We start from the raw sequence: 12,622 nt of genomic DNA, 5'->3' as shown, positions 1-12,622 counted from the left end.
CTGCGACGTCCTTTTTGCCATGCTGCGCGACGGCACTTTTTATCAACCCAAAACTGCCACCAGTGCTTGACGAACTACATAGGGGCACCCCCCCCCGTAGATCTCATGCCCCAGCTAATGGAGGAATGGGGGAAGCGCTACTCCCGCATCAAGGCCTCTGAGTACCAACTGATAGCGACAGCTTGCTCACATCATCGCCTCGCGTGGATACACCCGTTCATCGACGGCAATGGTCGCGTCTGCCGCTTGCATTCGCATTTGACGCTACACGCATCTGGATTGACCGACGGCCTTTGGTCCCCGTTACACGGATTCGCTCGTACCCACGATGAGTACGCTCGCCTCGCCGCAGCGGATATGTCTCGACGCAACGACTTGGACGGAAGAGGCAACCTGTCGCAGGAGGAGCTAGTCAAGTTCATCAATTACTTCCTCGACTGCTGTCTGGATCAGGTCACCTTCATGTTGAAAATGATGGAGTTCGGCGGATTCACGGCACGGCTACGTGACCTGCTCTACTACCTCGACGCAAACCCTTGGCAGATAGGTTCCGACAAATCGGTTATCAGACCTGAGAAGTCGGCCCTAGCCCTCGAATTCATCGCTCGTACCCGACCGCTTTCGCGGGCAGAATTCGCACAAATTCTCGGAGAGAGCGATGCAACTGCGAGGCGCATTACCCGGAGCCTTTTGGATTTCGGGATTCTTCGTTCTGACTCACATCGGGATAATCTCGCCTTCGCTCTGCCGCTAAAGAGCTTGAGATTCTTGTTTCCGAAGCTCTGGCCCGAAGTGGATTCCGAGTAAACAACGCCGTCATTCGATAGATTCCGTTCCCGAGCGGGAACGAAATGCCGAAATTGCACCGCTTTGACGGCTTTCGTTCCCGAGCGGATACGAAACAGTGTCCTTAGACGCGGTTGAAGCAATCGCCCGCGTACATGCGAGTGGGGCCCAAAGCTCCGTTTTCGTGCAACACATTGTTCAGACCGCCCCCGTCGACCAAGGAGAATCCCTATTGAGGCATCGGAATGTTCTGAATCTCAACGAGTGACCTAGAATGCGACTCTGAACGCGTGGTGCCCACAAAGCCAGTTCGATAATCTTGTTCCCGTCGCGCCCCAAACGCGACCGGGTTTAGCGACCCGAATGATGAATCCAGGGCACACAGCCGCAGAACATTGCGGCTTTCGTGTGCGATCAACCACGCGCATCCTTTCTATGGGTGGGCCTGGATTGGGACACCTTCGGGTGTGCCGCCTTAGCCTGGTGCATCAGCGGTTCGCTAACCTAGTCCAGTGCCCGCCCACCCCTGCGCAATGCAGCGGGTGGCGGGAATCTCAGATTGGCTAGTTAGAGGTGCCCAGCATGACGCTTCATCCTCCCGCAATTCCCTTAGTCCCGGCCTCCGTCGACAAACTCAGTGCCCTCTCCGAGCGCATCCTCGCGCTGACGACATGCACGACCGTAGACGGTGGCAAAGAAATCCCCCACCGCTTCCTGCTCGCGATCTTCGAGGAGCTTGGCGAAATGACCGTCGAACTCGTCTGTGAATGCCAAAAATTGAAGGCTGACTTTCTCGACGCATAATCGCCCCTTCAGCGGTTCATAGGAGTGTCAGCGCCGTACCCGGAGAGAGGGTTGCGTATGCGTGCCTGTGGAGTCCGGGCGGTTATCGCGCGGCTCTGCGTGGCTTGCGTGACCGAGCAGCGGGTATTACCTCGCGCGTTCGCCATCACCTCATACCTTTGCATTCTGGCCCTCCTGCCAAACCTTTTAGTCGTCAACGGCGCGCTATCGCTCGTCTTGTCCGTGATGGGTTACGGGACAACAGCCAGGAAGCACTGCGAGCGCCCGCCGCCCGCAGGGTCGAGGACGGCGGACGCACGAAGTGCGCCCGTAGACTTGAACTACTAATACTTAACGTACAAGTCATCGGAATCGCCCGCCAGATCAGGCGCGACAGGAACATCTACCCCCAAGCAATCAACGCGCGGGGACCCTGATCAGAGAGATAGAGGTTTGCGATGAATGAGACCAACGTTTTGAATTACTCGCCGTTTCGCCCTGAGTGGATCGTCCGTCGACGCGTCTTCGAGGATGGACAGGTGGAGGCATATCGAGTCTGGTCGGATCGGCTTGCCGATCTGGAAAACGTGCGAACCATCGACAAGTTGCTAGAGCGCTATGCGCGCGAAGTTTTGCCAACCAAGGCGGTAACGACACAAGCGCAAAACACGTCTGCGTTGAAGGCGCTTAAGCCGGTTTTCGGGCGCATGCCTCTCAGCGGCATCAAGCCTCGTCACGTCTATCAGTACATCGATAACCGAGGGGCGAAGGTGGCTGCGCGTCGCGAGGTCGAAGTGTTGTCACATGCACTGACGAAAGCTGTCGAGTGGGGGTACATCGACCGACACCCATTCAAAGGCGAGTTGCGCCTGGCTAGCATTCCGCCAAGGATTCGGTACGTAGAAGACTGGGAAATCGTCGAGTGCTTCTCGCTGACGTCGAAGCGGAAAGCTGGCAGCGTCCTCGCCGTGCAAGCGTATATGCGCGTAAAGCTGCTCACGGGATTGCGTCGCGGGGATCTATTGCGGCTTCGTCTCGATGACCTGAAAGACGACGGAATTCACGTAATGCCGGCAAAGACGGCGAACACCACTCGCAAACGATTGATTATCGAATGGACGGATGCGTTGCAGGAGGCCGTCGAGGAAGCGAAAGCTGTTAGGCCAACGCATGCATCCGAATGGCTCTTCTGCACTCAACGAGGTGAACCCTTTCTCAACGAAAAGACGGGGAGAGCCGGTTCATGGGATTCAATGTGGCAAGGATTTATGCGGCGTGTGTTGGCAGAAACAAAGGGGGAAGTTCGGTTCACCGAGCATGACCTTCGTGCCAAGCGCGCCAGTGATGCGGAAACGCTTGAGCACGCGCAAGCGCTTCTCGCACACGCAGATAGTCGCTTGACGCTAGGGTGTACCGGCGAAAACCGCAACGCGTAATGCCGCTAAGGTAGCGAACGGCGCTCCCCTGAGGTGGGGGCACAGCAGATAAACTGCTGCTTCTGCCTCACAACATTTCGCGTCATGATAGATATAAGCTCGCTCTGGGCCTACCTTCAGATTCCAGTTGCCGCGCTTGCGTCCGCTCTGTTGACTTCATATTTTCAGAACAGAGACCATCGCTACCGAAAGCACTGGGAGATCAAGGCGACTGCCTATCAAGAATTGATTGATGCGCTTTCGGGGATTGAGTTGTATTACGAGGCTATGTCGACGGCTGCCCTTTATTGCGTTGACCTACCGGATGCCAGAGAGAAGAGCCTTGGCGCCCTTTACGACGCCGGATATGCAAAGGTGAGGCAAGCCGAACTCAGGGTGCATTCCTATTCTCGCCAGCCGTCGCAAACGCTCTGTCCACGTACCTGCACCGCCGAAACCGCGAGTCCGTATGGAAGGACTATCTAGAAGACGAGTATGACGCCGTCATGCAATGCCGCCGCGACATCGTCGACATCTCGAAAGGCGACCTGCAAGTGCGCGGCCCACTTCTCGTGCGGATGTATCGCTCCGCTCGATCACGAGTATTCAAAGTGCGTGACGTGATGACGGATTGCTAGTTTTTCTGGGGCACTCGGGCGAGCCCCAATAGTAAACATCCGCCCTATAGTAAAACGCGAAAGGGCTCCCTAGCGGGGAGCCCTTTAAACATCCGTGGCGGAGAGAGGGGGATACAAGTCAACGTCCACAGCATTCCACAAAATGCAATAATTTCATTGCAAATCAACAACATAAACAAAAAATACGTCCACAGAAGTATAGGTGATGCCACCCAATTCCCGTATAATTTTGATAGTCGATTTGTATGTCGGAGAATTCGAATGCGCACCATCAATCGGTTGAGCGCGCGGGGCGTCGCGCGCAACGTCAAACCCGGACTGTACGCTGACGGAGGCGGTCTCTATCTTCAGATTACAAAGGCCGGGGTCAAGTCGTGGCTGTACAGATATATGCGCGACGGCAAGGCACGGGCTATGGGCTTGGGCCCTCTTCATACGATCAGTCTCGCCGAAGCCAGAACGCGCGCCCTGGAATGCAGAAAGATACTGCTGGACGGACGCGACCCCTTGGATGAAAAGGAACAGCAGCGTGTCTCCCGCAAGGTCGCCAACGCGAAAAACAAGACCTTTATGGAGTGCGCCGAAGCGTACATTGATGCTCACAAGGCCGGCTGGAAAAATACAAAACATGCGGCACAGTGGACAAGCACACTAGAAACATACGCGGCCCCCGTTTTCAAGGAGATTCCTATCTCCTCCATCGATACGACACTGGTCATGAAGGTGCTCGAACCGATCTGGAAGACCAAGACGGAAACCGCGACTCGCGTTCGTGGACGAATCGAATCAGTTTTAGACTGGGCCACTGTTAGCGGACATCGCACGGGCGAAAATCCCGCCCGCTGGAAGGGGCACCTAGACCACTTACTACCCAAGCGATCCAAGGTTCAAAAGGTAGAGCACCATCCGGCACTTCCCTATAGCGACGCTCCAGGGTTCATAAAGGCACTTCGTTCGCAGGCAGGCGTTGCCGCACTCGCGCTTGAGTTCCTCATTCTTACGGCAACGAGAACCAACGAAACCATCGGAGCGCGTTGGGATGAAATAACAATCGGCAACCGCATTTGGATTATCCCCTCATCGCGCATGAAGACTGAGAAGGAACATCGCGTTCCGCTCTCCGAGCAAGCGCTAAAAATCCTGAAGCACATGCAATCGCACTCAACCGGAGAATTCGTTTTCCCCGGTCAGAAGCGCGGCAACCCCATGTCCAACATGGCGTTCCTTCAATTGCTAAAGCGGATGGAACGTAGCGATATCACAGCCCACGGCTTTCGCTCAACGTTCCGCGACTGGGTTGGGGAAACGACCCAATATCCGCGCGAGGTCGCAGAAGCCGCTCTTGCCCATACGGTAAAGAACAAGGCAGAAGCGGCATACGCCCGTGGTGACCTTTTCGAAAAGCGCGCCAAGATGATGCAGGACTGGGCCAAGTACCTAGGTGGCTAGCATCCGTGAACAACCGAGCGGCTTTTGCCCGTTGATCCAAGGCCTTCACCTTGCCAGTGTCGTCGTTTAGGCTCGTGAGTGAACGAAGCGCGAAATCAGGCTCCGCATGAAGCATGTCGAACGACGAATGCCGGATCTGGGCAATGGCAGAAGTTGCCTCCTGCAGACACTCTCTCAATGCTTCAAGCTGCTCCTTCTCGTCCGGGGATCGCCCCCATCCTCGCCCCTTCAGCGCCACGGGAGGTTCAAGGAATAAACTGCCGAATAGTTTGGGGGCTGCAGTGATGGCACCAAGGTGGATTTAGGCACCCCCTCTTAATTGCGTCGTCCGTGGTGTCTTTGAATCCGAGATACCGCAAGAACTTCCTCTTGATACTCCCTCCAATCCGCCGCTATGGACCACGGAGTGTTTCTCAAGCCAACACCCAGCCAGCAATTGAGGACGAGCGTCCCACACGGAGTTTCCTGGCGCCAGGCACGACATGGTGTGTTCATTGCCATGCGTAGACGGACCGAGGTTAAGTTAACATACCGAATACAGACTCAACCAGCTTTGCACAGCAAAAAACCTTATGGCATCTGTCTCCACATCAACAACTACCATGAACGGGCGGAATGCAATCGCCGCAACACCGTCGTCGACGGACACCACGCTAGCAGCCTTCATTTGGAAGAACGCCGAAGACCTTTGGGGTGACTTCAAGCACACCGATTTCGGCAAGATCATCCTTCCATTTACCTTGCTGCGTCGTCTTGAATGCGTTCTGGAACCATCCCGCGATGCTGTTCGGGCCATGCACGCGAAGGTCAAGGACAAGGGAATCGACGTGGCCCTGGTCATGCGGCAGACGGCAGGGTTGCCCTTCTACAACACATCACAGTATTCGTTGGCCACTCTGGGAGCGACCAAGACGAAGTCCAACCTCGAAGCGTATATCGCAGCATTCTCGGACAACGCCCGAGTCATCTTCGAACAGTTCAACTTCGCCGACACGATCGCACGCCTGGCGCGGGCCGAGAACCTCTTCAAGATCTGTCAGAACTTCGCATCGACCGATCTCCACCCGGATGTCGTACCCGATCGTGTGATGTCCAATATCTATGAACACCTGATCCGTCGATTTGGCGCGGAGGTCAATGAGGCTGCTGAAGACTTCATGACGCCTCGTGACGTGGTTCACTTGGCCACCACCTTGTTGCTGGCTCCGGACGACGCGCTGTTTAAGAATAGCCCTGGCCTCATTCGGACGCTGTATGACCCCACATGCGGCACCGGTGGTTTTCTTACCGATGCGATGAACCATGTTGACGGCTTTCGGGCGAAGGACAAGGTCCCGCCCGTTTTGATCCCCTATGGGCAGGAGTTGGAGCCCGAGACCCATGCGGTGGGGCTCGCGAATATGCTATTGCGTCGACTTGAAACTGAGCCGACACGTGACCTCTCAGCGAACATTGCTGGACCGGCATCCACTCTCTCCCGCGACGCCTACGCAGGTAGGCACTTTCACTATTGCCTTGCGAATCCTCCCTTTGGCAAGAAGTGGGAGAAAGATCAGGCCGTGGTCGAGCGCGAGGCAAATGAGAAGGGCTTCGGTGGGCGCTTCGGCGCTGGAACCCCCCGGGTGTCAGATGGATCGATGCTCTTCGTCCAGCACTTGGTCGACAAACTTGAGCCCCCCCAAAACGGAGGCGGTCGGGCGGCCATCGTGCTATCCGGCTCGCCGCTGTTCACAGGAAATGCCGGCCACGGCGAATCAGAGATTCGGCGTTGGCTGCTCGAAAACGACTACATCGAGACGATCGTTGCGCTTCCTACCGACATTTTCTTCCGCACAGGCATCAGCACCTACATCTGGGTCCTGACCAACAGTAAGCCCAAGGTGCGCAAAGGCAAGGTCCAACTGATTGATGCAACCTCTTGCCACTCCCCTATGCTCAAGGGCGAAGGCAACAAACGCCGCCTGATCAGCGACGAGCAGATCCATTCCATCGCTCGGCTGTATGCCGACTTTACGCCCGGTGAGAATGTCCGCATCGTCAGTTATCGCGAGTTCGGCTACCGCCGAATTAAGGTTCAGCGCCCGCTGCGCATGGTGGCACGGGTAAGCGAAGCGGGACTTGAGGCGCTTCAATCCAGTAACGCTTTTGCCAAGCTGAACAAAGACGCGCAGGGGGGCTGGCTTGCGCTGCTGCGTAAAGATCTCGGCCAGACATGTCCCTATGAGTGGTTCGACGCGTTGACCACCACCGCCAAGAAGGTCGGCCTTCCCAAGATCACCAAGCCGCTGTCTACCGCGTTGGAGGCCGCATTCGGTGTCCGGGATCCCGACGCGCCGGCCGCTTTGGATGCAGAAGGCAATCCAGCACCTGACAAAGAACTGGAGGATTTCGAATCTGTTCCGCTGGACCGGGATATCAACGACTACATGGGCGCTGAAGTCCTGCCCCATGTGCCGGACGCTTGGGTAGATGCTAGCTACATCGACGACCGCGACGGCAAGGTCGGCAAGGTTGGCTACGAGATCAACTTTAACCGCTACTTTTACAAATATGCTCCGCCACGCGATCTGCATGAAATTGACGCTGAATTGAAAGCGGTGGAAGCGGAAATTGCGGCATTGCTCGATGAGGTAGCGGAATGAGTGTGCCAATGAAGGACAGTGGGGTGCAGTGGCTGGGGGAGGTGCCAACGCACTGGTCGGTTGTCCAGAGTCGTCGACTCTTTGCCGAGCGTAATGAAAAAGCGAAGGATGGCGATATTCAACTTACGGTTTCGCAAAAGTATGGCCTTCTACCCCAGGCAGAGTTTATGGAACGAGAAGGTCGTCGTATCGTAGTAGTCCAAAAGGGGCAAGAAATCCTCAAACGGGTCTATGCAGGTGACTTCGTTATCAGCATGCGTAGCTTCCAGGGTGGTTTGGAGTACTCCGTACATCAAGGTTCGGTGAGCTCAGCCTACGTACCTCTCGTCCCCATCAAGGCGGTCGTCCCCCGCTATTTCCGCTGGCTCTTTAAGAGCATTACATACATTCAAGCTCTACAGAGTACGTCTGACCTGGTTCGCGACGGACAGGCGCTTCGCTTTGAGAACTTCGCTAAAGTGCCGCTACCGGTCGTCCCAGAGACTGAGCAAGAAGAGATCGCCAACTACCTCGACCGCGCCACCGTCCGGATCGACAACCTGATCGCAAAGAAGACCCGCTTTATCGAGCTTCTTCTCGATAAACGCCGGGCACTGATCACACATACGGTGACCAAGGGGACAAGTGCTGTCGTTTCGATTAAGGACAGTGGGGTGCAGTGGCTGGGGGAGGTGCCAACGCACTGGTCGGTTGTCCAGAGTCGTCGACTCTTTGCCGAGCGTAATGAAAAAGCGAAGGATGGCGATATTCAACTTACGGTTTCGCAAAAGTATGGCCTTCTACCCCAGGCAGAGTTTATGGAACGAGAAGGTCGTCGTATCGTAGTAGTCCAAAAGGGGCAAGAAATCCTCAAACGGGTCTATGCAGGTGACTTCGTTATCAGCATGCGTAGCTTCCAGGGTGGTTTGGAGTACTCCGTACATCAAGGTTCGGTGAGCTCAGCCTACGTACCTCTCGTCCCCATCAAGGCGGTCGTCCCCCGCTATTTCCGCTGGCTCTTTAAGAGCATTACATACATTCAAGCTCTACAGAGTACGTCTGACCTGGTTCGCGACGGACAGGCGCTTCGCTTTGAGAACTTCGCTAAAGTGCCGCTACCGGTCGTCCCAGAGACTGAGCAAGAAGAGATCGCCAACTACCTCGACCGCGCCACCGTCCGGATCGACAACCTGATCGCAAAGACCGAGCGCTCCATCGAATTGCTTAGCGAACACCGCACCGCCCTCATTACTGCCGCCGTCACCGGCAGGCTCGACCTGCGCAACGCGGCTTAAGGACACGCCATGCACCCTGCCTTCACTGATACCGCCCACCGCGAACGTTACTTCGAGGAATACATCGTCAAGCAGCTGGTCGCCCGCGGCTGGCACGTAGGCGACACCTCCGGCTACAACCAGAACCATGCCCTCTATCCCGAGGACCTGGTCACATGGCTGAAGGCCACCCAGCCCAAGCGCTGGGAGCGACTGGTGGCTGGCAACGGTGACAAGGCCACAGCAACGCTCATGGGTCGCCTGGCACAAGCCTTGAACAAGGAAGGCACGGTCCATGTCTTGCGTCGCGGTATCAAGCTTGCCGGAGCAGGCGAAATCAGCCTGAGCGAAGGCCTGCCCGAGGACGAACGCGACCCGTCCGCATGGGCGCGCTACAACGCCAACATCCTGCGCGTCGTGCCGCAGTTAAAGTACCGCCCTGGAAGTCAGTTGGCCATCGACCTGGTGTTCTTCATCAATGGCATCCCAGTGGCCACGGTTGAGGTAAAGACGGACTTTACCCAGTCCGCAGGTGCCGCAGTGGAGCAGTACAAGAACGACCGCTTGCCGATGGACCCCGTCACTCGGCGCGTCGAACCGCTCCTCGCATTCAAGCGCGGAGCCATCGTCCACTTCGCCGTGTCCGACAGCGACATTCAGATGACCACCAGATTGGCGGGCACAGGTACTTATTTCTTGCCTTTCAACCAGGGCCGTGACGGGCACGCCGGCAATCCCATCCGTGACGACGGCGAGTACCCGGTGGCCCACTTCTGGGAACAGGTCTGCCAGCGCGACAATTGGCTGCGAATTTTCCACGGCTTCGTCTACACCGAGAAAAAGGAAGTAGTGGACCTGGCCGGCAATCACCACAAGAAGGAAACGCTGATCTTCCCGCGCTTCCATCAATGGAATGCCGTCAGGCGCATGATCGAAGATGCCAAAGCTAATGGCCCGGGTAAATCGTACCTGTGCGAACACTCTGCAGGCTCCGGCAAGACCAGCACGATCGCCTGGACCGCGCATGACCTGATTCGCCTGCGCACCGCGGATGGCGTCAACCTCTTCCATTCGGTCATCGTCGTCACCGATCGCACGGTACTGGACAAACAGCTTCAGGACGCCGTCCAGCAGATCGACCACCAGCACGACATGATCGCCGCCATCGGCGACAAGGATACAGGCAGGAGCAAGTCGGGCGAACTGGCCCAAGCGCTTGAACGCCAGACACCCATCATCGTCGTCACGATCCAGACCTTTCCCTACGCGATGGAGCAGATCCTGACCAACGGGAAGCTGGCTGATCGCAACTTCGCGGTCATCATTGACGAGGCCCATACCAGCCAAACGGGCACCGCCGCTTCAAAGCTGCAGGCCACGCTTGCCCTGCGTGACGCCAAGGCGATGGAAGGCCTGACCATTGAGCAATTGCTGGAGAAGATTCAAAGTTCGCGGGTAAGGCCGAACAACGTCAGCTATTTCGCGTTCACTGCCACGCCCAAGCACGCTACCTTGACCTTGTTTGGGCGTCCTGCCGATTCTACCCGACCGGCCAGCGAGGACAACCTGCCAGTATCTTTCGACAAGTACCCCATGCGCCAAGCCATCGAGGAAGGCTTTATCCTCGATGTCCTGGCGGGCTACCTGCCATACAAGACCGCCTTCAATCTCGGTGAACCCGCCAAGGATGGCAAGCGCGTGGATAGCAAGGCCGCCAAGCGTGCCTTGGCCAAGTGGCTGTCGCTGCATGCGACCAACGTCATCCAAAAGGTGGAGTTCATTGTCGAACACTTTGCTGCCAACGTCGCCCCGCTCCTAGGTGGAACTGCGAAGGCCATGATCGTGACGTCCTCACGTGCGGCTGCCGTTCGCTACAAGCGAGCTTTCGATGCCTACATCGAAGTCAATCCCCAACACAAGCCATTCCGAGCCCTGGTGGCCTTCTCTGGCTCCCTAACGGGGAAGGAGGTCAAACACCCCTCCGACGAGCAGCTCAAAGACGACGTTTTCGCTGCCGAGGATGATGAGCAGTTCGCCGAAAGTACGATGAACTCGCGCCAGTATGGTTCAGACCTGCGCAAGGTCTTTGACCGTCCCGAATTCCGGGTGATGATCGTGGCCAACAAGTTCCAGACGGGATTCGACCAGCCCAAGCTGTGCGCGATGTACCTGGACAAGAAAATCGCCAATCCGGTGGAGATCGTCCAGACGCTCTCCCGTCTCAATCGCATCGCCCCGGGCAAGGACACCACGTTTATCGTCGACTTCGTCAACGAACCCCAGGTAGTGCTGGATGCTTTCGCCAAATACGACGCTGGCGCCGAGATCCAGACCGTCCAAGATCCCAACGTGGTTTACGACCTGCAGATTGAGTTAGACAAAGCCTGCATCTATACGCCCGCGGAGGTGGCGGCCTACACCTCGGTACGCTTCAAATCGGCCGCAGCCTATGCCGCCGGTGAGCAGGCGCAGCACAAGGAGCTATACGCTGCAACCAGCGCACCGACCCAGCGGTTCAACGATCAGATCAAGGCAGCACGCGGCACAATCAACGCGGCCGAGGCAGCTTTTGAAGCCGCTAATGCACTCGGCAATGAGTCCGGCATGAAAGCCGCCGACGCCCGCCGAAATGAAGCAGCCGAAGGGCTTCAGCAACTACTTGACTTCAAATCGGGGTTGGCTCGGTTTGGCGCGCTCTACACCTACATCGCGCAGACCATCGATTTTGGGGATACCAGTCTCGAGGCTTTTGCCAGCTTCGCAAGGCTGCTCTCCAAGCGGCTAGACGGCGTACCGCCTGACGAGGTTGATGTATCCGCACTAGTGCTGACTGGTTTCGACATCAAGCCGAAGGAGGTACCGGACATTGACGGAGCGCCCGATCCCGACTCGATCGTTCTTAAGCCTATCGGGCCAGGCGGAGGTGGGCAGGCGGCAGTGCCGGTTTACCTTGCGCAGGTTATCGCTCGATTGAACTCCATTTTTGGGGAGGCCACTCCACTCGCCGATCAGGTTGCAATGGCCAACCAAGTTGCCATGATTGCCCGCGAGGATGCCAACACGATGGCCCAAGTGGCGAACAACTCGCGCGAGGTGGCCATGAATGGGAATATCAAGGGGACGGTCCAAGCAGCAGTTGTTCGGGCCATGCTGTCACACCAAGCACAAGCGGAGCACCTCCTAAAACAGGATCAACAAGCTTTAGTGCCCTTCACTGCGCTCGTCTATGACCTGCTTAAAGAAGGCAGAGATATCGATTTGTCAGGAATCCCAGGACTCCAGTCGGCAGGAAGTGGTGAGAATGCACTTCTTTCTGCTGCACGAAGGCGAGCACAGGAAGTAGTTCGTGAGCGATTCGGAACAAATGCAGTATGGGAGATGGCTGTAAACGCTATCTTCGACGAACTAGGTTCGCGGGCGGGAGAGCGGCCGCACGCGGATGTCCTCACCGTTGGACAAAATTCAGGGATTCCTGCACGATCTGTGCTTCTCCCCGTCTTGAATTTTCTGTCCGCCGATGATGTTGGAATCCTTGAGCGACACGTTGTCGCCCGTCAGCATCGCTGGACTGTTGCGCAGCACCAAGTCCCGGGTAGAAAATCAATCTTCTGATGAATGGGCGGACAAGTTCAGCGTTCAGTGGACGCTCGGTTCCA

At 56.7% G+C, this 12,622-nt stretch carries 7 protein-coding genes; all 7 read left to right on the top strand.

The genetic code is table 11. From position 1 onward, the window contains the following. Window positions 1-66 precede the first annotated feature (66 nt). The 7 genes from ACIPHM_RS24030 (at window position 67) to ACIPHM_RS24000 (ending at window position 12,578) form a co-directional block, all read left to right on the top strand. A complete protein-coding gene (locus ACIPHM_RS24030; RefSeq protein WP_400334043.1) occupies window positions 67-807 on the top strand; it encodes a Fic family protein in 741 nt (246 codons plus the stop codon). A 561-nt stretch (window positions 808-1,368) separates the two neighbouring features. Beyond that, window positions 1,369-1,590, top strand: a complete 222-nt coding sequence (locus ACIPHM_RS24025) for a hypothetical protein (RefSeq protein WP_400334040.1) — start codon at window positions 1,369-1,371, stop codon at window positions 1,588-1,590. Between the two features lie 437 nt (window positions 1,591-2,027). After that, window positions 2,028-3,005, top strand: coding sequence for a tyrosine-type recombinase/integrase (locus ACIPHM_RS24020; protein WP_400334037.1), 978 nt, complete (start codon window positions 2,028-2,030; stop codon window positions 3,003-3,005). A gap of 878 nt (window positions 3,006-3,883) precedes the next feature. Beyond that, a complete protein-coding gene (locus tag ACIPHM_RS24015) occupies window positions 3,884-5,071 on the top strand; it encodes a tyrosine-type recombinase/integrase (protein WP_400334035.1) in 1,188 nt (395 codons plus the stop codon). Between the two features lie 572 nt (window positions 5,072-5,643). Then, entirely contained in the window at window positions 5,644-7,713 is a 2,070-nt protein-coding gene (locus ACIPHM_RS24010) for an N-6 DNA methylase (protein WP_400334033.1), read from the top strand. Then, entirely contained in the window at window positions 7,710-8,987 is a 1,278-nt protein-coding gene (locus ACIPHM_RS24005; protein WP_400334030.1) for a hypothetical protein, read from the top strand. Before ACIPHM_RS24010 ends, ACIPHM_RS24005 begins: the two co-directional genes overlap by 4 nt. Window positions 8,988-8,996: 9 nt before the next feature. Continuing rightward, the gene (locus ACIPHM_RS24000; RefSeq protein WP_400334027.1) at window positions 8,997-12,578 is read left to right on the top strand and encodes a type I restriction endonuclease subunit R; all 3,582 of its coding nucleotides are present in this window, start codon (window positions 8,997-8,999) and stop codon (window positions 12,576-12,578) included. Window positions 12,579-12,622: the final 44 nt, after the last annotated feature.

This window comes from Pandoraea sp. NPDC087047 (assembly GCF_044745225.1).
Lineage (GTDB): Bacteria > Pseudomonadota > Gammaproteobacteria > Burkholderiales > Burkholderiaceae > Pandoraea.
Note: the sequence above shows the minus strand (reverse complement) of the source record. Positions and strands in the feature narration are given on the sequence as shown.